This window comes from Lactobacillus porci (genome assembly GCF_009695985.1).
GTDB lineage: Bacteria > Bacillota > Bacilli > Lactobacillales > Lactobacillaceae > Lactobacillus > Lactobacillus absianus.
The window spans coordinates 75390-95686 of sequence record NZ_VUMX01000001.1 but is presented as its reverse complement, the minus strand read 5'-3'; the positions used below and the strand labels follow the sequence as shown (position 1 = coordinate 95686).

The following is a 20297-nucleotide window of genomic DNA, read 5'->3' as shown; positions in this document are numbered from 1 at the left end:
TTAACCTCCCAATTACTTAGAAGCCTTGTCGTCAGCTTCATCTACCGGCTCTGCTTCCACGGCTGACGCGTCGTCAGCTGCGGCATCGTCGTCTGAATCTGCTGCCATTTCAGCTTCTTCTTCGGCTAACTTCTTCTTTTCTTGCGCTTCGGCAAGGCGAGATAAAGTATCGATGTTGACATGTTCATTTGAGTCTTCGTCCATGTCGCGCAATTCAACTTCCTTGTGGTCAGCATCCAAGACGCGCAGGTCCAGACCCAATGACTGCAGTTCCTTGACCAAAACTCTGAATGATTCAGGAACGCCTGGCTTAGGAATTCTTTCGCCCTTAACGATGGCTTCGTACGCCTTGACACGGCCCACAACGTCGTCTGACTTGTAAGTCAAGATTTCCTGCAGGGTGTAAGCGGCACCGTAAGCTTCAAGAGCCCAAACTTCCATTTCACCGAAACGCTGGCCACCAAATTGCGCCTTACCACCCAAAGGCTGTTGGGTAACAAGTGAGTAAGGCCCGATTGACCGCGCGTGGATCTTGTCGTCAACCATGTGAGTCAGCTTCAAGTAGTACATCACGCCGACTGACACGCGGTCGTGGAATGGCTCACCAGTCCGGCCGTCGTAAAGAACAGTCTTCCCGTCTGAGTCCAAACCGGCCTTCTTGACGATGTCCCAAACGTCATCTTCGTCAGCCCCATCAAAGACTGGCGTAGCAACGTGGATCCCCAAGGCACGGGCTGCCCGGCCCAAGTGGAGTTCCAGCAGCTGCCCGATGTTCATACGTGATGGGACACCCATTGGGTTCAAGCAGATATCAACTGGCGTACCGTCTGGCAGGTAAGGCATATCTTCAACTGGTGCTACCAAGGCAACAGTACCCTTGTTACCGTGACGACCGGACATCTTGTCCCCAACTTGGATCTTTCTCTTTTGCACGATGTAGACCCGGACCAGGGTGTTGACGCCTGGAGCAAGCTCATCGCCGGCTTCGCGGGTAAAGACTTGTACGTCTTGTACGACACCGCCGCCGCCATGTGGCACCTTCAATGAAGTGTCGCGGACTTCACGGGCCTTTTCACCAAAGATGGCGTGGAGCAGTCTTTCTTCGGCGCTCAGTTCGGTAATCCCCTTTGGGGTAACCTTGCCGACCAGGATGTCGCCGTCGTGAACTTCAGCACCAATCCGGATAATCCCGTTTTCGTCCAAGTCCTTCAAAGCATCTTCACCGACGTTAGGAATTTCCCGGGTGATTTCTTCAGGCCCAAGCTTAGTATCACGGGCTTCTGAGTCATAGTCTTCAATGTGGATTGAAGTGTAGACGTCATCCTTAACCAAGCGTTCGCTCAGCATAACCGCGTCTTCGAAGTTGTACATGTTCCAAGTGGTGAAGGCGATGACTGGGTTTTGCCCCAAGGCCAGTTCGCCATCAGCCATTGATGGACCGTTGCCGATAACTTGACCGGCAACCACCTTTTCACCGCGCTTGACGTTTGGCGTTTGGTTGTAGTTCTTAGTGGCGTTTGACCGGCGGTACTTTTCAAGCTTGTAGACGTCCAAAGTGTCATCATCGCGGCGAACGCGGATTTCGTTGGCGTCAACGTATTCTACGGTACCAGCTGCTTCAGCAAGCAGGGCGTCGCCAGAGTCGTGGGCTGAACGGTATTCCATCCCAGTCCCAACCAGTGGGCCGTGCGGGTTGATCAAAGGAACCGCCTGACGTTGGTGGTTGGCCCCCATCAAGGCACGGTTGGAGTCGTCGTTTTCCAAGAATGGGATACATGCGGAAGTTACGGAAACGACCTGCTTAGGAATAACGTCCATGTAGTCGATCTTGTCTGGGGTAACTTCGACGTTGTCTTCACGCTGACGGCAAAGGATCACGTCGTCAACGAATGAGCCATCCTCGTTCAAAGGCGTGTTGGCCCCGGCGATGATGTAATTGTCTTCAACATCGGCAGTCAGGTAGTCGATCTTGTCGGTAACCTTGTGGGTCTTCCATGAAACCCGACGGTATGGGGTTTCCAGGAAGCCGTACTTGTTGATGATGGCGTAGGTTGCCATGGAGTTGATCAAACCGATGTTAGGACCTTCTGGCGTTTCAATTGGGCACAGACGGCCGTAGTGGGTGTAGTGAACGTCACGAACTTCGTAGCCGGCACGGTCACGTGACAAACCACCAGGCCCCAAGGCTGACATCCGGCGCTTGTGGGTCAATTCACCCAGTGGGTTGTTCTGGTCCATGAATTGTGACAGCTGGGATGAGCCGAAGAATTCCTTGATTGAACCAACGATTGGCCGGATGTTGATCAATTGCTGCGGAGTTACAGTTGCCGCGTCTTGAATTGACATCCGTTCGCGAACGACGCGTTCCATCCGGGCCAAGCCGATGCGCATTTGGTTCTGCAACAGTTCGCCAACGCGGCGGATCCGGCGGTTGCCCAAGTGGTCGATGTCGTCAATGTCGCCGACGCCTTCTTGCAGTTCCAGGAAGTAGTTGACGGCAGCAATGATGTCAGCTGGCTGGATGCACTTCACGTCTTCATCAATGTGGCCGTTGGAGATCAGCTTGATTTCACGGTCAGGGATTTCACGTGAGTAGACCTTGACTTCTTGAACGGTGATTGGTTCAGGAATGGCCCCTTCTTCTGAAGGAGTGTAGGTTACGGTCTTGAAGTCGTCACGGTCAAGGTAGTCCTTCAGGACATCCATGATTTCGTTGTTGACCACAGTCCCCTTGGCAGCCAGAACTTCACCAGTATCCGGGTCAGCCAAAGTTTCAGCCAAAGTGTAGCCCAAAAGCCGGTTCTTCAAGCTCAGCTTCTTGTTGACCTTGTAGCGGCCAACGGCTGCGAGGTCGTAGCGGCGTGGGTCAAAGAAGCGGGAGACCAACAGGCTGCGTGATGAGTCGGTCGTCTTTGGTTCACCTGGGCGCAGACGGTCGTAGATGTCCTTCAAAGCTTCAGCAACGCGGCTGTCAGCTGGGTTCTTGTGGACGTCCTTGTCCAAAGTCAGGTCCAGCGTGTCGCTGTCGCCAAACATTTGCTTGATTTCGTCATCTGAGCCAAAGCCCAAAGCACGAACCAAGACCGTCAAAGGCAGCTTACGAGTCCGGTCAACGCGAACGTAGGAAACGTTCTTGGCGTCAGTTTCAAATTCCAGCCATGCCCCACGGTTAGGGATGACAGTGGTGCCAAAGATTTGGCGGCCGTTCTTGTCAACTTCGCCGTTGTAGTAAACGCCTGGTGATCTAACCAATTGGGAAACGATAACTCTTTCAGCACCATTGACGATGAAAGAGCCTGACTTGGTCATCAATGGCAAATCGCCGAAGAAGACGTCTTGCGTCTTGATTTCGCCAGTTTCGTGGTTGGTCAGCTTCAGGGTTACATGCATTGGAGCTGAGTAAGTAGCATCATGCTTACGTGCCTCATCTACAGTGTACTTAGGTTCTTGAAGCTTGTAGTCAACGTATTCCAAAGTCAAGCGGCCAGAAACGTCGCTGATTGGCAGAATATCGTCAAAGACTTCCTTAATGCCGTGGTCAAGGAACCACTTGTATGATTCAGTTTGGACGTCGGTCAGATTTGGCAGCGGCAGGATTTCTTTAATCCGTGAGAAGCTGCGTCTGGTCCGGTGTTGTCCGTAATTAACTACGTGTCCGTTTAGCAAGGAAAACATCCTTTCTATCCTGTTGAAGAAAGCAAATATTACATTTGTGTTACAATTTCAAAAAGCTGTGATTTTGAGCATAAAAAAGACAAAAACGAACCAGTCGTTTTTGTCTTTATCATTTTACTGGACAATATATCAGTAAAATCCTGAACTTCAGCCTTTTAAATCGCCAAATATTGTACCACTATTTTCAAAGAAGTGCAAGTCCTAGCGGCCGCTAAAAAGCATGGCCGCCTGGCTGGCCAGACCAACCCCGGTGAGCTGGTAGCCGCCAGCCGTGATGTTCCAGAAGATCTGCTTGCCTTGCGGGCTGAGCTGGGACTTGATCGCAACCGGCTCTAAAGCGATGCGCAAGTCCCGCATCACCTTGCCCAAGTAGACCTTCTGTTCCAGCTGCTGCTTAGCTTCCAGCAGGGCCTCCCGCTCTTCCACCGGCATTTCGTCGTAAAGAGCGTCAATGATGTCGCTGTAAAGCAAGATCCGCCCGTCGGTCTTCTTGCTTGCTTCTTGTTCTGCCTTAGCAGCTTCAGCTTTTTTCTTTTTGCCAAACATAGTCTGCCTTAAAAAATTATCTATCCTTTGATTTTTTCGTCACTTTTAGCCTTGACGATTGCAAATCTGAGCTTGCCGCCTCTGGCGCCAACCTTGATCGTGTCGCCGCTCTTCAGCTCTTCGCTGACGATGTATTCGGCAATTTGGTCTTCCACTTGGTCTTGGATAGTCCGGCGCAGCGGCCGCGCCCCCATTTCTGGATTGTAGCCGTCCTTGGCCAGCTGGTCCAAGGCCGCTGGAGAAATCTTCAGCGTGATCTGCTGCTTGGCCAGACGGGTTACCAGCTTCTTGGTCAGGAGGCTGACGATTGCCCGCAATTGCTTTGGCTGCAGCGGCTCAAAGACGATCTTTTCATCGATTCTGTTCAAGAACTCAGGACGGAAGAAGTCCTTGGTAGCCTTCTTAACCTTGTCGGCAATGACCTTGGACTGGTCTTCCTGCACGCTGGCAAAGCCCACATGGCTGTCTGACTCCAGGCTTCTTGACCCCAGGTTGGACGTCATGATGATGATCGTGTTTCTGAAGTCGATCTTGCGGCCCAAAGAGTCAGTCATAAAGCCTTCGTCCAAGACCCGCAAAAGGACGTTGAAGATTTCCGGATTGGCCTTTTCAACTTCGTCAAGCAGAACGACTGAGTAGGGGTGCTCGCGGACCTTGTTGGACAGCTGGCCACCTTCCTCATAGCCGACATATCCTGGGGCGGAGCCGATCAGCTTGGATGAGGCTTCCTTATCCATGTATTCAGACATATCCACGCGGACGATGCTGTCTTCTGAGCCAAAAACGGCTTCCGCGACAGCCTTGGCCAGTTCGGTCTTGCCGACCCCGGTTGGTCCTAGGAAGAGGAAGGAGCCGATTGGCCGGTTCTCATCCTTCAGACCGGACCGGGAACGGCGAATGGCCTTGGCCACGGCAGAAACTGCCGCGTCTTGGCCGATGACCCGCTCATGCAGAATCGTTTCCAGGTTGGCCAAGCGCTTGTTTTCGCTGGTCTTAAGCTGGGTAACCGGAACGCCGGTCCAAATTGAAACGACCTTGGCCACGTCTTCTGGGCCAACGACAGCCCGCTTGCTCATCTTGCCTTCCAGCTTGGCGGCAACGGCCGCCCGTTTCTGCCGCAACCGCTGCTCTTCATCGCGCAGGCTGGCGGCTTCATCGAAGTTCTGCTTAGCCGCGGCATCGTTCTTCTTCTTTAACGTCCGGTTGATTTCCAGATCCAATTCTGCCAGCTCCTTGTCTTCACCGGTGTCGTTCGCCAATTTCACGGCGGCACTGGCTTCATCGATCAGGTCGATGGACTTGTCTGGCTGGAAGCGGTCAGCAATGTAGCGGGTCGAAAGGTCAACCGCGGCCTTTAAGGCTTCTTCTGACAAGGCTACCCGGTGGTAGTCCTCGTACTTGTCTTTAATCCCTTCCAGGATCTTCAAGGTCTCCTCATCATTTGGCGCGTCCAGGCGAACAAGCTGGAAGCGGCGGACAAAGGCCTGGTCCTTTTCCATGTGCTTGCGGTATTCTTCATAAGTCGTCGCCCCAATCAGCTGGATGTCGCCTCTGGCCAAAGCTGGCTTTAAGGTGTTGGAGGCGCTCATTGCCCCTTCCGCATCCCCGGCCTTGACCAAGGAGTGGATTTCATCCACAAACAGGATTACGTTCTTGCTGGCAGAGACTTCCTTGATCAAGCGGTCCAGCCGCTCTTCAAATTCGCCCCGGTAGCGGGTTCCGGCCACCATGCTGTTGACATCCAATGAAACGACCCGCTTGCCCTGCAGATCCCGTGGCACCTGCTTGGCCACGATCTCACTGGCCAAAGCTTCCGCAACCGCCGTCTTGCCGACGCCAGGCTCCCCTACTAGCAGTGGGTTGTTCTTGGTCCGGCGGGACAGGATCTGGATGACGCGCTGGAGCTCACGCTCACGGCCGATCACCGGGTCAATCTGCCCTTCACGTGCCCGCTGGTTGAGGTCCATGCCATACTTATCCAAAGTTGGGGTGCTTGACTGGCCCCGGCTGACGTCGCTACCGGTCTGCCCGCCTTCATCCGCTGCCTGGCCAACGCTGTTGGCGTCATCGATTTCATCGCGCAGGCTATTCAAGTCCACGTCCAGGTTCCGCAGGATCATGGCTGACAGAACCTGCTCACTGGAAATCAAAGCCAGCAGAATGTCAGTCGTTTCAATCTCCTTGCTGTGACGCATTTCAGAATTGCGCTTGGCGTAATCCAGCGCCAGAGTCAAGCGCGGCGAAAATTCCATGTAGTTGGCACTGGCTGCTGATCCGTAGCCCGTGTAGCGCTCGATTTCCTCACGCACCGCGGTTGGCGTCACGCTCATGGTCCGGAGAATCTTTCCGGCCTTTCCTTCGCTTTCAATCACCAAGGCCAGCAGGACGTGCTCAGTCCCGATCAGCCGGTGATGGAAGCTCCTGGCTTGTTCCTCGGCAATTTCCAGCACTTGATTGCTGCTGTTGCTGTATGAATTTTGCATAAAAACACCGCCTTTAATAATCAGTCCACCTGGGACTTGCTTGGTAATGACAAAGATTCAGACTTATTCGCCCAAAACGAAGCTGGCAATCTCTTCCAAATACTTCTGGTCAGTTTCATCAAAATTGTCTTTGACCGTGGAGTCAAAGTCGTAGACGCCCCAAAGACTCCCATCCTTGTGGAAGATTGGCACGACGATCTCAGAGTTAGAAGCGCTGTCGCAGGCAATATGGCCTGGGAAGGCGTGGACGTCTGGCACGATCTGAGTTGCTTCCTCCTCAGCCGCGGTCCCGCAGACGCCCTTGCCAATGGCAATATGCACGCAGGCCGGCTGCCCCTGGAAGGGCCCCAGGATCAGCTCGCCCTTTTCAAAGCGATAGACGCCGGCAAAGTTAACCTTCTTCAGAGCGTGAAAAAGCAGGGCGGAAACGTTGGCCACATTGGCAATCCAGTCGCTTTCACCGGCAGCCAGGGCTTCTGCCTGCTTAACTAGTAATTCATATTCTTCTTTGCTTGCTGCTGGCATGTTTATCTCCTCGAGTAGATCAATTTCTACTTATTATAGCAAACCCCAAGCCAAAAGCCGCATAATAACTCTTCTCGTCTTCGACATTAAGTCGAGGAGCAGCTGCCCAAAAAGAGCAAAGAAAAAGACCCGCCCTTAAGCGAGTCTTGATGATCGAAAGCGGAAGACGGGATTCGAACCCGCGACCCCCACCATGGCAAGGTGATGTTCTACCACTGAACTACTTCCGCGATACATTTTCTAGTTTACCAAAAAGTCGGCTTTTTGCAAGGAATTCAAGCGAAAAAGTTGAAAAAACAAAAGAAAAAAGCGAGGCAAGAATGCCGCGCTTTGATCACACATTGGCTATCGGGAATGCAGGATTTGAACCTGTGACCTCTACGTCCCGAACGTAGCGCTCTACCAAACTGAGCTAATTCCCGTAAAAGAAAAGGCCCGCCGCCAAGCAAGGCCTGATGCGGAAAGCGGAAGACGGGATTCGAACCCGCGACCCCCACCATGGCAAGGTGATGTTCTACCACTGAACTACTTCCGCAATACATCTATTAGGATAATCAAAGTCGGTCTGTTTGGCAAGGGCTTTTTTTATTTTTCTAAAAAAAGATGCGGTAAACTAGACTTAAGCAGTAGTGTTAGCTAAGAAATATCAAGCAGAGAAAGGAAAAATCATGAAAAAACTGTCAAAATTCCTGCCGCTCCTGGCCATTCTGGCCCTTGTCCCCCTCTTGGCCTCTTGCTCCAAGATCAGCGACTACACCTTGGACCTGCGGTCGAAACTGACAGGGATTCCCTTCACGGTATCAACTTATGACTACAACGGCCAAAAGATTGACCAGATCAAGGCCAAGTCCGTCCACATTGAGACCTACAAGCCAATGAGCAAGAAGACCAGCGACGGCGATGAGCAGTCCAAGGTGATTGACGTCGAGTACGGCGGCCACCAGATGATCCACGTCGGCTCCAGCCTGATTGCCAATGAAGGCTTGAAGAACTACCAAGATACCTTTTCCAAGAACGTGACGATCAAGAACGACCAGCGCTCCGTCCCGGTCCTGTCCATCATGTACAACAACTTCCGCAATGACTGGGCCAGCAAGGGCAAGGTCATCATGGTCCGTTCCCAGGCCGGAATGCCGATCGCCGTATATGCCGGCAACAGCGTCCGCGTCAGCGCCACTGACATGCCGTCCACCACTAAGATCAACGTCGACGGCCACCGCCTGTTTATTTACCGCTGCGACTACTCTATTTACGACATGTCGACCGTAAAGACGATGTAGCTGATTTCCCCCCAAGGACTTTGGGGGGATTTTTTCATAACCAAAAAACAGGCACCTCACGCGAGGTGCCTGACTGCAGGTTTTGGAAAAGTGGATTATTGTGTGTTATTAATGTGTGTTTGCTATATTTGTGAATTGCTAATTGATGATCTTGCTGCTAGTCAAGCTTGTCCAGGGCTTGAGTCAAGTCAGCAATCAAGTCGTTGACGTTTTCAACGCCGATGGAGATTCTGATCAGGTCCGGAGTGATCCCAACGCTGGCCAGTTCTTCCGCGTTCAGCTGCGCGTGCGTGGTTGACGCTGGCTGAATGATCAATGACTTCGCGTCGGCCACGTTGGCCAGAAGAGAGAACAGCTTCAAGTTGGAAATCAGTTCCTTGCCGGCTTCAACGCCGCCCTTCAAGCCGAAGGTAAAGATTGACCCGACCCCCTTTGGAAAGTCGCGTTCAGCCAAAGCGTGGTCCGGACTGTCCTTAAGACCTGGGTAACGAACCCAGGCAACCTTTGGATGGTCGTTCAAGAATTCAGCGATCTTCTGTGCATTGTAGACATGGCGTTCTACGCGCAAGGACAAGCTTTCAAGGCCCTGCAAAAGCAAGAAGGAGTTGAATGGACTAAGAGTGGCCCCGGTGTCGCGCAAAACCGTTGCCCGGATCTTGGTCGTAAAGGCTTGGCCGCCCAAGTCGCCCCAAGTCACGCCCTTGTATGACGGGTCTGGGTTGACGAAGTTCGGGTAGCGGCCGGAAGCCTTGTAGTCGAACTTGCCGCTTTCAACGACCACCCCGCCCATCGTCGTGCCGTGGCCGCCAAAGAACTTGGTAGCTGAGTGCACGACTACGTCCGCGCCGTGTTCAAACGGCCGGTAGAGGTATGGGGTAGCGAAGGTGTTGTCGATAATCAAAATAATCCCATGTTTGTGGGCGATTTCAGCCACAGCATCGATATCGATCAAGTTGGCGTTCGGGTTGCCGATGGTTTCCGCGTACAAGGCCTTAGTGTGTTCGTTGATTTCCTTTTCAAAGTTTTCCGGATCGGATGGGTCAACGAAGTGGGTTTTAATGCCCAATGGCGGCAAGCTTTGCGCAAACAAGTCGTAAGTCCCGCCGTAGATGGTTGAGGCAGCCACGATTTCGTCGCCGGCACCCGCGATGTTCAAAATCGCTGCCGTAATTGCTGCCGCGCCAGTTGCCAGAGCAACGCCGCCAGTCCCGCCTTCCAAGGCGGCAACTCTGTCTTCAAAGACAGCCGTAGTTGGGTTGGTCAAGCGGGTGTAGATGTTGCCCGCATCAGTCAAAGCGAAGCGTCCAGCCGCTTGGTCCGCGTCCTCAAAGACGTAGGAAGTGGTTTGGTAGATTGGCACTGCCCGGGCGCCAGTCTCGTCGATTGGTTGCCCAGCGTGGACTTGGAGAGTTTCAAATGATAAACCTTCGTTGTTAATTGGAGCCTTGCTCATGATAAATACCTCGTTAATATTTTCTAGTCATAATGACAAATCAAATTTTGGTTATTGCTGCTTTTTCGCTTATGAGTCATAAAATATTAACGACACATGGCTGTGCTGCCAATTGACGCGCCCCGCCAGAAAATCAACCAGCGCTTCGTTTGATGATATCGATTCCTGTTCATGCTTGTTTCCTTTCAAATAAAAAACCGCCAAACCATTTGCAATGGTTCAGCGGCTTGCGCGATCAGTCTAATACAGTTAGCGATATTAGGATGGTGAACTATTGCTGGTATTTGAATGTACGCTAAGAGGCATGCAGCACATCATCATGTTGCATGGCATGGTCATCATCATTTTCATGGCGTTAGTCTTCTTAGCTGCAAATACCATCGTAGTTCTCCTTCCCTTTCATCAAATCTTAATTTGGCTTTAAGTATAATTCTTTTCGCCAAGATGTCAAATCCTTTTTGGCCAAAAAAATCTAAAAAAAGAAAAGCAGCCGCAACTGGCCAAAAACAGTCGCTGCAGCCGAAGAATTCTTCATTTTATTAATTTTCGTATTTAGTCAGTTCTGCCTGCAGGTCTTTGACTGACTTAGGCAATTGGCTTTGCGGATAGTTGGCACGAATGTTTACCGTTAAGTTGGCAGCCACGCCAGCTACTGGCTCATTCATCGCGATTCGCTTGGCGGCCATCCGGAGCAGGTTTCCCAGAGCTGGAATCCTGCCAACGGCTGGATCAGCCAGGACTTCATCCAGCAAGGCCTTGAAGCGCTCATTTTCTTTTGAAAGTTTCTTTTTGTGGAAAAGCATTTTTTCCTCCTTATCATCAACTTTAATTTTAATGCCAAGTCTGCCGCTTGTTAAGATTGCAAAGAACGTGCTGAATGAAAAGCAACTTTTCCCGGGAAATATTGCCAGTAAGTTCCAGCAATTTCTTCTTTTTACAAAATATATCGTTTTTTGTGCTTTTTCTTGCTCTTTTTTTCCGGCTTCTTGCTAAAATTAAGAAGAAGCTTGATTTGGTTAGGAAAGCAAACAAGGAAAGAGAAAAGTTAAAGTTGAAAAAAGCGTCTCCATTCCCCCAGTTTTGAACTATAATTTATCTCAAATGATAGATAATTTTATAGAAAGATTGAGTGAATTACTATGGAACACGCACAACAAGGCAATGGCAAGGCCATTAAATATGCCATCAACGCATTCGTGATTATTGCAATCTGTTGGATGAGCTTATTCAACTTTTTGGGCATGGCCATCGGCGGAAATTTCTACCTGAGCATGCCTGAACTTGAAGAAGAAATTATGGCAAGCATTATCTACTTCAGCTGGATTTTTGGCCCAGTCTATGCCATTTTCCGTTTCACCCCTTGGTACAAGGGGCGCGCTGCGCAAGTGATGACCGCGATTGCCATCGTGGTAGCTATCCCTGCTGGCTTTTTGGCTGGCTATACTACCGGCTGGATCGCTTTCGCCTTTATTATGCCAGTCCTCTTCGCTGCAGCTCTGATCTATGATGAGCTGCAACGGGAGCACGGAAAGTATTAGTTTTTTAGAAGAAATTGGATGCAAATAAAAGGACGGTCGCCTGACCGTCCTTTTGTTTTAGCGGACATTGTAAGTTTTTTCATAATCATCAACAGAGCTGCGGATCGTCACTGACCACGTGTCAAAAAAATTGGTCTTGCTGAGAGAAACCGTGTAGTAGTACGGCAAGTTGGCATCCCGCTCGCTTTTAATGGAGCCAGCGTTCTTAAGGAGCTTATAGTTGCGCTTGCGGCAACTGGGAGTCGTAAATTTAGCCGTAAAAGTTGGCACCAGCTTCCAACCCGCGGTCGTCTGCACCGACTCCACGAATTTGGCCTGGAAGCCGTGCTTGGGCAGGCTCTTTTGCAAAATAGCCGCCGCGCTCTTGTTTTCAAGCTGGACATACACATCATATACCGCATTGGCCACGCACAAAATCAAAATCAGTGATGCCAAAAAAGTGCAGACCACGTGCAGAATGGATTTCTTCTGAGATACCATAGCTCTATCTTTCTTTTATTAAAGCTTTTGCTTGGAACATGACTATCAGTTTTATGATATCACGATTTCCTGAGCAGTGATTAGCACTGCCTATTTGGGCAAATGTTTTTGGTAAAAGCCACGCTCGCTTTCTGAAAGCTGCAGGAGTGCCAAAGCCTGATCTAGGCTGATGTGAAAAGCATCCATCATTTTTGGCACAGAATCCATGCGGCTATTAAACTCGCCAGACTGCTCCTGCACCGTTGCTTCTTCAAGCCGGGCTTTGTAAAAAGCACGGTCTGATTCAGGGATATGCAAGATATCCATTGCCTGATCAGGTGAAATCCGCAAAGATGCCATCAAATTCTTGAGGTCCTCCAGTTTGGCCTGTTGCTTGCCGCGAAACTCGGCACTGCTTATCTGTTCTTTGAGATTCATCTGCTCACCTCCAGCAGTTCCGGCTAGGCCTTTCTTGAAAGCTCAGACTTGTAGCCTGCACGGTCTGATTCAGGGATATCCAGGATGTCCATTGCCTGGTCAGCCGTAACTTTGAGAGCTGACATTACTTTCTGAATAGCAGACAACGTGCTTTTTCTTTGGCCAAGTCTTTCGCCCTCTTTTCGGCCGAGTTTTTCGCCTTCTTTTCGGCCAATGTATCTTGCGTCATCCATTTTCATCTTTAAGTCCATGTTTGTGCGCCTCCATTCACTATCATTGCTGTACATCAGCATCTTATCCTTCAGCTGCTTGATGTAGTTATCCCCGTCAACGACCTTGTCGTTCATCAGATCCAGAAAGTTTTGCAGTTTTTTAGAAACTCTCCCCTTTTCACCGCGCGCGTTGACAAAAATCGTGGTCACGCCGGTGTCAATCACTTTTCCGGTATCCAAATTGTAATCAGCACATCTATAATTTTTAACGGCAGGCAAGCCCGGGATTCCACCTATTTCAATGGGTGGAGGGATAGGGCTTGCCTGCCTTCTTTCTTACTTAAATTCGTAAAGCAAAAGCTTTTGCTCTGCTTTTTGCCAGTTGCCGTTATGAGTAATCAGCTTACAGAGCTTTGTACTGATGTAATTCTTGCCATCCTTGATTACGTAATTGCCTAAGCCATCTGAGAGGCGAACATAAGCGCCTTTTGACGTGTAGCTCTGCACATAGCCCCTGAGATTAGTCCCGATGACATGTACATAGTCATTGAGCCATAATCCTCTGGCATGCTTTGTGTTCTTGGCATTGCGTTTTGATGTTCTGTTTGGTTCTTTTCTGCCTTTGCGGGCGGTTGCCTCATGAAGCGAACGCTTCTTTTTGCGGAACTGGCTGATCATCGCTACCGTCTCCGGCATCTGACCAACTGACTTGATCCCGCTGATTGCGATTGCGTCCGTGAAATGTCCCTTTGGCAGATTGAATTTCTTGCGCTCAAAGAAAGTCTGATAGCCGTACTGGTAAGACGCTTCAGGGAAAGCGATCATGATCCGCTTGCGCAGAATGTTCATGAACGTTGCCCCCTTCAGCTGCTTTGTCACTTTCTTCTTGGCCTTCATCCACTTGTAGAGCTTGCCGCCCGGCTGGTGGTTCTTCGTCGTATGACAATTCGTGCAAAGAGTTATCAGATTGTCCACCCGATCTGTCCCGCCCTGTGAGCGGTAGACGATATGGTGGACGACAAGCTTTACGCCTTCGCCATGCTTATGGCAAAGCTGACAAGTGTACTTGTCACGTGCCAGCACGTAGTACTCATAGTTCTTCCAGTCCTTTAGGCTTCCTTCTTGGTACTGCTTGCCCGAAATGGCCGGATTGACCATCTTGGCCATGTCAAACTTGCCCACCTCAATATGCAGATCTGGGTTCGGCAATACAGCCAAATAGCGCTTGATCCAAGCAATGTTGTGGCTTGCCTTGCCTTTTACTGACGGTGGAAGCCACAAGCCGTCTCGCTTGCCGTGCACTCTGTTTAAAAAGCGGGCCTGGCGATAGCGGGTCTTGCGGTTTCTTCTGCCTCGGCGGTAGATCTTGCGGGTGTACAGATTCGTGTGCACGTCCTGGCGAAGCTCTACCTCGCTTTGGTGCAGCACCTTGTCTTGACTCGTTACGGCAAAGCCAATATGTCTTTGCCCGGTGTCAACGCCAAGGCTGACTTTCTGCTTATAGCCGTATGAGCCGTATTTCAGTTGAATGGTGAACGGATATTTCTTGACCACGAAGGCCTTGCCGCTTTTCAGCAGCAGTCTGGCCTTTCTTGGACGGCATGGCATTAGCGGCTTGCCGTCCTTGTTGAGCAGAAATACCCGATTGGCATTCTCATATTCCATTTTTCCTCCTTTGCCGGCAATCATGTTGCCGGCCGCTATCCGCATTGGGAGACCCAACGCGGAGTTGCGTTGTTGCCCTTCGACAATGTTATCCATGCTTGCCACGGTTCCGAAGAACCATGACGACGCAGTTGACTGTCACGTTAACCTCATGACTGTTTACAGAGCTGCCACAGCGCATGGGACTAGAGCATCATCCCATGGTGTGATAACAAAGATAACGTAGTTTTTCTTTCCTGCCAGCCGAAGCCGACTGGAAAGCTTAGTCTAGACAATGATTCCGGATTTCTCCGGAACACCCCACAAAGATATTGAGGCTTGAAGCTTGCGCTCCAAGCCCCTCACTTCAGTGAGGGGTTACCATTGACTTTCGTGCCGCTGCTAATTAAAATGATCGTGCAGATTGCAATGACCACGGCCATGATAATCAACGAAACAATCATTTTTTCACCCCGTTTGCTAAATCTCGTGCTATCAAAAAGAGCTTCCCGCTGGGAAGCTCTTTTAACTCGCCTGGACTACTTGTCCAGCTTAATGTTCTTTTCTTCGTCAACGATCTTTTCCGGACGCATGGTTGGGAACAGCAGGACGTCGCGGATTGATGGCGCGTCAGTCAGCAGCATGACCAAACGGTCAATCCCGATGCCCAGACCACCCGTAGGCGGCATGCCGTATTCCATCGCCCGCAGGTAGTCTTCGTCGATGATGTCAGCTTCATCGTTGCCGGCATCGCGTTCAGCCATTTGAGCTTCAAAACGTTGGCGCTGGTCCAATGGGTCGTTCAATTCTGAGAAGGCGTTGCCGTATTCGTTGCCCAGAATGAAGACTTCGAAACGGTCAGTGAAGCGTGGGTCATCAGCGTTCTTCTTAGCCAATGGTGAAACTTCAACTGGGTGACCGTAAACGAAGGTTGGGTCAACGATGCTCTTTTCGCCGAATTCTTCGAAGAAGGCGTTGATGATGTGACCAACTTGCCAGTATGGCTCAACTTCAACATGGTGTTCAGCAGCCACGTTTCTGGCTTGCTCCAATGTCATTGGCTTCCAGAAGTCAACGCCAGTCAATTCCTTGATCAAGTCAACCATGTGCACGCGGCGGAATGGCTTGCCCAAGTCGATATCAGTGCCTTGGTAGTTGATCTTGCCGTCTGGTGAAACAACCTTGGCAGCGGCACGGATGATCCCTTCGGTTTCGTCCATCACGTCGTGGAAGTCGAAGTAAGCAGCGTAAGTTTCAAGTTCAGTAAATTCAGGGTTGTGCTTCAAGTCCATCCCTTCGTTTCTGAACACGCGGCCGATTTCGTAGACGCGTTCCATGTCACCAACGATCAACCGCTTCAAAGGCAATTCCAAAGCGATCCGCATGTACAAGTCGATGTCCAAAGCGTTGTGGTGGGTTACAAACGGACGTGCTTCCGCGCCGCCTGGAATGTTGTGCAAAACTGGAGTTTCAACTTCCAAGAAGTCGTGGGCGTTCAGGTAGTCACGGATGGCTTGGATGATCTTGGTCCGGTTGACGAAGCGTTCATAGCTCTTGCGGTTGGTCATCAAGTCCAGGTAGCGTTGACGGTAGATTGATTCAACGTCCTTCAAGCCGTGGTACTTGTCTGGAAGCGGACGCAGGGCCTTGGACAGGAAGGTCACGTGCTGGGCGCGCACTGACAGCTCGCCAGAATCAGTCTTGAAGACTTCACCTTCAATGCCCAGGAAGTCGCCCAAGTCAGCCTTCTTGAAAATTTGGTAGTTGTCTTCGCCAACAATGTCCTTGCGAACGTAGATCTGGATCTTGCCAGAACGGTCGTAAAGATCGGCAAAGCCTACCTTGCCCTTGCCACGCTTAGCCATCATTCGACCTGCAACCTTGGTCTTAGGCATATCAGCGTTCAGTTCGTCTTTATCAAAAGAACCGTACTTTTCATCCAAATCGCGAGCAAGCGCTTCACGGTCATACTTGCGACCAAATGGTTCAATCCCCATTTCCTTCAGTTCTTCGAGCTTTTGACGACGAACAAGCAATTGGTCGTTAACTTCATTCTTTGCCAACTTGTTTTCCTCCATTTACATTAAATTTCGCCGGCTGCGCGGGCAGCCTTTTGTCTTTCGCGCTTTTCATAGCTTTCCACGAATTCATCAAGCAGATCGCAGACTTCCTGGCGCGTCCAAACTTCATTTATTTTAGCACGAGTCCGGGCTGAACGGGGAATTCCCTTCAAATAATATGCGGCTTGTTGCCGGAATTCTGGAACCGCCCGCTTTTCGCCGTGCAGCTGGATCAAGCCGTCCAGCTGATGCTTGGCCGTTTCTACCTTTTCGCGCACCGTCTGCTCTGGCAATTTCTCGCCAGTTGCCAGATAGTGGGTCATGTCCTTGATCATCCAAGGATTGCCCAAGGCAGCCCGGCCAACCATGACGGCCGTGCAGCCAATTTCATCCAGGGCTTGCTTGGCCAGTTCTGGACTGGTGATATCACCATTGGCCACAAATGGCACGTCAAGGACTTGCGCGACTTCATGCAAGGTTTCCCAGTCGGCTTCGCCCTGGTACATCTGCTTGCGCGTGCGCCCGTGCATGGCAATCATGGAAGCGCCGGCCTCTTGCGCGGCCAAGGCGTTTTCCACAGCGAAGATGTGCTTGCGGTCCCAGCCAATCCGCATTTTAACCGTTACCGGCTTTTCCACATTCTGGACAACAGTGTGCACCATTTGGTAGATCTTGTTGGCGTCAAGCAGCCACTTGGAGCCGGCATCAGTCTTAGTGACTTTCGGCACCGGACAGCCCATATTGATGTCGATGATGTCAGCATCAGTGTGCTGGTCGATGTACTGTGCTGCCTGCAGCAGCGTCTCTTCAGTGCCGCCGAAGATCTGGATGCTCATTGGATGTTCGTTTGGATCGACATCCAACATGCTCAGGGTTTTCTTGTTGCCGTAAATGATCCCATGGTCGGAAATCATTTCGCAAACAACCATCCCCGCCCCGAACTCCTTGCAGACTTTTCTAAAAGCCATGTTGGAGACCCCGGCCATGGGAGCGACCACGACCCGGTTAGGGATTTCGATCTCACGAATCTTCCAAGTATTGTCCATTGCCATCTTCTTCCTTTCAAATGCTACAACTTTATATCATAGCAAGAAAGGCCGCAAAAAACAAACCGTAAGCCCGGCAAAAGAGCATCCCCCAAAAGGAGGATGCTCTAGTCTACCAGTATTTTTTCAGTGGCCGCTCATCGCGCCCAGTCTGGCTCTGGCGGGCATGTTCAGCCGCGATCGTCACCAGGACCTCGGTCAATTTGTCCATCTGCTCAACCGTCACGTACTCATAGCGGCCGTGGTAGTTGCCGCCGCCATTGAAGAGGTTGGGGGTCGGAATCCCCTTTTTGGTGATAAAGTTCCCGTCCGTGCCCCCTCTGAAGGTCTGCACGCGCGGGGTCAGGCCAGCTTTTTTATAGCTGTCCAGGGCCAGGTTGACCACGTAAGGCCGGTCCTTGACGCCGTTGTAGATGTTCTCGTATTGCCGGCGCAGCCGCAGGTCGAAACGGTCCGGGCCGTACTTTTGCCCTAAGCGGTCCACCAAGTTTTTAACCAGATCTTCCTTAGCCAAAAACTTGTCCCAGTCAAAATCGCGGATGATCAAGCCAACGTGAGCCCGGTCAACGCTGCTTTGGGCATCCGTCACCATGATAAAGCCATCATGACCACGGGATTTTTCCGGTACCTGGTCAGCTGGCAGCGCGGCCAAGAATTCCGTCATAATCGTCGTCGCGTTGACCATCAAGCCATATGCCTCGCCCGGGTGCACCACCGTGCCCTTGATCGTCAAATCCGCCGCGGTGGCATTGAAGGTCTCGTATTCAAAGTCTCCTGGCCGGCCATTGTCCAAGGTATAGGCAAATTCCACACCCGGGAAGTCAGCTGGGTCAAAGCGCTGGCCGCCCAGGCCAATTTCCTCGTCCGGGCCAAAAGCCACATAGAGGTCGCCGTGTGCTATTTCTGGATGCTCGTGCAGGTATTTCAAGGCAGCCAGCAGGCTGACCACCCCCGCCTTGTCATCAGTCCCCAGGACGGTCTTCCCGTCGCTGCTGATCAAGGTCTGCCCCTGCAAATTGCGCAAATCCGGAAATTCCGCTGGATCCAAAAAGACGCCATTTGCTTCATCCAAGATAATCTTTTCCCCCTGGTAGTTCCGGTGGACCTGCGGACGGATTGGGAAGCGGTCGTCATATTCGACCGTGTCGACATGAGCGAAAAAGCCAATTGGCGAAACGCCCGCCGTATTGGCCGGCAAGCAGCCGATCGCAAAGGCCGTCTTTTCGTTGTAACGAGACTTGACGCCGTAGTCTTGCACCTGCTTAGCCAGCTCCTGCATCATCTTGACCTGGCCCGGAGTGGTCGGGACCTGGTCCTTGTTGGCATAATTGGACTGGGTGTTTTCTTTAGCGTAATGAATAAAGTTTTCTTCTAAAAAATCAAGGTCAGAAAATGCCATGACTGCCTCCTACTTCTTGAGATAAACCAGCTTAAAGTCATAAGGGATGCCCAGCGGGTTGTAGGATACGTTCTTGACGTAGCTTTGCACCAGCTGCGGGTGGGCCGTCTGGATCAACTGGCCGCGGCAATTTTCTTCTTTAAAATCATGATTTCCTCCATTAAAAATTCAAACAACTCACGTGCCGCTTAAAAAGAAAAGCGCCCCTGAGATTAACTCTCAAGGACGCCTATAGCGTGTTACCACCCATCATTCAAAGCACAAATGCTTCCTCAACAGATGCTCTGCCAGAAAAAAGACGCCTCTTGGCCCAGAGGCCAAGGGACGTCTTCGCGCGTTACCACCCTTTGTTCAGCCCTGCCTCACGGCCAGGGCCCTTAAAGTCTTCCAGTCAGAAGATCTGAACGCGCTAACGGGCGTTAAGCGGACCCGGCTTATCTGCGACTCGCCGGAATCATGCCAGCACAAGACCATCTTCGCCAGCTGCCGCCTCCTGTTTCTCAGCACCAACAGTTCTCTGTAGAGGCTTTCCCTGATTACTCATCTTCTTAAGCTTTTATTAATTTAACTATAATAAAGCATAAAGGAGCTTTGCCCGTTCGTCAAGCTTCCGCGAAATTATTTTTGCTTCTTAGCCAGGATTTCCTGCAGCTCAGCTTCGCTGAACTGGTACTTGTCCCCGCAGAAGTTGCAGACCAATTCAGCTCCATGGTCTTCATTGATCATCTCGCTCAATTCGCTGGCCTTCAGAGTTTCCAGCATCTTGGCGTACTTTTCCTTGGAACAGTCGCATTCGTACTTGACCGGGTCCTTTTCCAGGATCTTGCAGTCATCGCCCAAGATCTTCTTAGCCAGGTCTTCTGGGGTCATCCCGTCCAAAAAGGCTTCAGACAAAGGCGGCAGAGCCTTGATTCTCTCTTCGGTCTTCTGCAAGAGTTCGTCAGTTGCCCCCGGCAGAGCCTGGAGCAAGAAGCCGCTGGCTTCGCCAATCGTGTTGTTGGGGTTGACGAAAACCGACAGACCAACGGCTGAAGGAATCTGTTCAGACTTGGCCAGGTAGTAGGTCAAGTCTTCCGCGATTTCCCCGGAAACGATTTGGACTTCCCCAGTGTAAGGCTGCTTAAGGCCCAGATCCTTGGTCACCTGCAGCCAGCCTTGGCCAACGGCCTTCTTAACGTCAATGTGGCCATCGGCTCTGGCTGGAAGGGCAATATGATTGTTTTGCACGAAGCCCTTAACCGTCAAGTCAGACTTGGCCGTCACGACCGTGGCGCCAACTGGCCCGTTGCCCAAAAGGCGGACCGTCAGTTCCTGCTGGTCCTTCAGTTCCGCCCCGGCCAGCAGCAGGCCGCCCAACAGGGTCCGGCCCAAAACGGCTGAAGAGGCAGACCAGGTGTCATGGCGCTGCTGGGCTTCAGCTACCAGGTTCTTCCCGTTAATGACCAGCAAGCGCAAGTTCTTGCTGGCGTCGATTGCTTTGATTAAGTAGTCATTCATTTTATTTGTTCCTTATCTAGAAAAATAGAGCCGCGTTGACGG

Annotated in this window: 16 protein-coding genes, 3 tRNA genes and 1 pseudogene; 2 read left to right on the top strand and 18 right to left on the bottom strand. The window is 51.2% G+C overall.

The features are described 5' to 3' along the window. Positions 1-12 precede the first annotated feature (12 nt). From rpoB to FYJ62_RS00460, 7 genes are all read right to left on the bottom strand, one after another. Complete coding sequence (gene rpoB, locus FYJ62_RS00490; RefSeq protein WP_154546828.1) at positions 13-3666, bottom strand: DNA-directed RNA polymerase subunit beta; 3654 nt, start codon at positions 3664-3666, stop codon at positions 13-15. 210 nt (positions 3667-3876) lie between these two features. Beyond that, entirely contained in the window at positions 3877-4221 is a 345-nt protein-coding gene (locus tag FYJ62_RS00485; protein ID WP_154546827.1) for a bacteriocin immunity protein, read from the bottom strand. Between the two features lie 20 nt (positions 4222-4241). Continuing rightward, positions 4242-6704: an ATP-dependent Clp protease ATP-binding subunit gene (locus FYJ62_RS00480; RefSeq protein ID WP_154546826.1), complete on the bottom strand. Its 2463-nt coding sequence runs from the start codon at positions 6702-6704 to the stop codon at positions 4242-4244. Positions 6705-6767: 63 nt separating this feature from the next. Continuing rightward, positions 6768-7229: a GAF domain-containing protein gene (locus tag FYJ62_RS00475; RefSeq protein WP_154546825.1), complete on the bottom strand. Its 462-nt coding sequence runs from the start codon at positions 7227-7229 to the stop codon at positions 6768-6770. Positions 7230-7387: 158 nt separating this feature from the next. Then, positions 7388-7459, bottom strand: a tRNA-Gly gene (locus FYJ62_RS00470). Between the two features lie 118 nt (positions 7460-7577). Then, a tRNA-Pro gene (locus tag FYJ62_RS00465) sits at positions 7578-7651 on the bottom strand. A gap of 41 nt (positions 7652-7692) precedes the next feature. Next, positions 7693-7764: transfer RNA gene (locus tag FYJ62_RS00460), tRNA-Gly, on the bottom strand. A 133-nt stretch (positions 7765-7897) separates the two neighbouring features. Between FYJ62_RS00460 and FYJ62_RS00455 the strand changes: the two genes are divergently transcribed. Next, positions 7898-8509, top strand: coding sequence for a DUF5052 family protein (locus FYJ62_RS00455; protein ID WP_154546824.1), 612 nt, complete (start codon positions 7898-7900; stop codon positions 8507-8509). A 157-nt stretch (positions 8510-8666) separates the two neighbouring features. On the opposite strand, the gene FYJ62_RS00450 is transcribed toward FYJ62_RS00455, so the two are convergent. Next, positions 8667-9962, bottom strand: coding sequence for an O-acetylhomoserine aminocarboxypropyltransferase/cysteine synthase family protein (locus tag FYJ62_RS00450; protein ID WP_154546823.1), 1296 nt, complete (start codon positions 9960-9962; stop codon positions 8667-8669). Between the two features lie 539 nt (positions 9963-10501). Then, complete coding sequence (locus tag FYJ62_RS00445) at positions 10502-10765, bottom strand: bacteriocin immunity protein (RefSeq protein WP_154546822.1); 264 nt, start codon at positions 10763-10765, stop codon at positions 10502-10504. 336 nt (positions 10766-11101) lie between these two features. Here FYJ62_RS00445 and FYJ62_RS00440 point away from each other — a divergent pair, with 336 nt between their 5' ends. Continuing rightward, the gene (locus tag FYJ62_RS00440) at positions 11102-11500 is read left to right on the top strand and encodes a hypothetical protein (protein WP_154546821.1); all 399 of its coding nucleotides are present in this window, start codon (positions 11102-11104) and stop codon (positions 11498-11500) included. Between the two features lie 57 nt (positions 11501-11557). Here FYJ62_RS00440 and FYJ62_RS00435 read toward each other — a convergent pair whose 3' ends face one another. The 9 genes and pseudogenes from FYJ62_RS00435 to hslO form a co-directional block, all read right to left on the bottom strand. Further along, on the bottom strand, positions 11558-11980 hold the full coding sequence (locus FYJ62_RS00435) for a hypothetical protein (RefSeq protein WP_195837361.1): 423 nt from the start codon (positions 11978-11980) through the stop codon (positions 11558-11560). Positions 11981-12070: 90 nt separating this feature from the next. Beyond that, the gene (locus FYJ62_RS00430; RefSeq protein ID WP_154546819.1) at positions 12071-12397 is read right to left on the bottom strand and encodes a hypothetical protein; all 327 of its coding nucleotides are present in this window, start codon (positions 12395-12397) and stop codon (positions 12071-12073) included. A 23-nt stretch (positions 12398-12420) separates the two neighbouring features. After that, complete coding sequence (locus FYJ62_RS00425; protein WP_154546818.1) at positions 12421-12888, bottom strand: hypothetical protein; 468 nt, start codon at positions 12886-12888, stop codon at positions 12421-12423. 57 nt (positions 12889-12945) lie between these two features. After that, positions 12946-14274, bottom strand: coding sequence for an RNA-guided endonuclease IscB (iscB, locus tag FYJ62_RS00420; RefSeq protein ID WP_154546923.1), 1329 nt, complete (start codon positions 14272-14274; stop codon positions 12946-12948). A gap of 518 nt (positions 14275-14792) precedes the next feature. Then, complete coding sequence (lysS, locus tag FYJ62_RS00415; protein WP_154546817.1) at positions 14793-16316, bottom strand: lysine--tRNA ligase; 1524 nt, start codon at positions 16314-16316, stop codon at positions 14793-14795. 20 nt (positions 16317-16336) lie between these two features. After that, complete coding sequence (dusB, locus tag FYJ62_RS00410; RefSeq protein ID WP_195837360.1) at positions 16337-17359, bottom strand: tRNA dihydrouridine synthase DusB; 1023 nt, start codon at positions 17357-17359, stop codon at positions 16337-16339. Between the two features lie 112 nt (positions 17360-17471). Further along, positions 17472-18758 carry a peptidase T gene (gene pepT, locus FYJ62_RS00405; protein ID WP_154546815.1) on the bottom strand — a complete coding sequence of 429 codons (1287 nt, stop codon included), beginning with the start codon at positions 18756-18758 and terminating at the stop codon, positions 17472-17474. A 9-nt stretch (positions 18759-18767) separates the two neighbouring features. After that, positions 18768-18875, bottom strand: a pseudogene (locus FYJ62_RS00400) (ABC transporter substrate-binding protein); the annotation flags it as partial. 501 nt (positions 18876-19376) lie between these two features. Further along, positions 19377-20255: an Hsp33 family molecular chaperone HslO gene (gene hslO / locus FYJ62_RS00395; RefSeq protein WP_154546814.1), complete on the bottom strand. Its 879-nt coding sequence runs from the start codon at positions 20253-20255 to the stop codon at positions 19377-19379. Positions 20256-20297 lie beyond the last annotated feature (42 nt).

Bases quoted from the DNA above. Each gene is read 5' to 3' on its own strand.
- FYJ62_RS00485 (WP_154546827.1), bottom strand. From the start codon at position 4,221: ATGTTTGGCAAAAAGAAAAAAGCTGAAGCTGCTAAGGCAGAACAAGAA.
- FYJ62_RS00480 (WP_154546826.1), bottom strand. From the start codon at position 6,704: ATGCAAAATTCATACAGCAACAGCAGCAATCAAGTGCTGGAAATTGCC.
- FYJ62_RS00475 (WP_154546825.1), bottom strand. From the start codon at position 7,229: ATGCCAGCAGCAAGCAAAGAAGAATATGAATTACTAGTTAAGCAGGCA.
- FYJ62_RS00455 (WP_154546824.1), top strand. From the start codon at position 7,898: ATGAAAAAACTGTCAAAATTCCTGCCGCTCCTGGCCATTCTGGCCCTT.
- FYJ62_RS00450 (WP_154546823.1), bottom strand. From the start codon at position 9,962: ATGAGCAAGGCTCCAATTAACAACGAAGGTTTATCATTTGAAACTCTC.
- FYJ62_RS00445 (WP_154546822.1), bottom strand. From the start codon at position 10,765: ATGCTTTTCCACAAAAAGAAACTTTCAAAAGAAAATGAGCGCTTCAAG.
- FYJ62_RS00440 (WP_154546821.1), top strand. From the start codon at position 11,102: ATGGAACACGCACAACAAGGCAATGGCAAGGCCATTAAATATGCCATC.
- FYJ62_RS00435 (WP_195837361.1), bottom strand. From the start codon at position 11,980: ATGGTATCTCAGAAGAAATCCATTCTGCACGTGGTCTGCACTTTTTTG.
- FYJ62_RS00430 (WP_154546819.1), bottom strand. From the start codon at position 12,397: ATGAATCTCAAAGAACAGATAAGCAGTGCCGAGTTTCGCGGCAAGCAA.
- iscB (WP_154546923.1), bottom strand. From the start codon at position 14,274: ATGGAATATGAGAATGCCAATCGGGTATTTCTGCTCAACAAGGACGGC.
- dusB (WP_195837360.1), bottom strand. From the start codon at position 17,359: ATGGACAATACTTGGAAGATTCGTGAGATCGAAATCCCTAACCGGGTC.
- pepT (WP_154546815.1), bottom strand. From the start codon at position 18,758: ATGGCATTTTCTGACCTTGATTTTTTAGAAGAAAACTTTATTCATTAC.
- hslO (WP_154546814.1), bottom strand. From the start codon at position 20,255: ATGAATGACTACTTAATCAAAGCAATCGACGCCAGCAAGAACTTGCGC.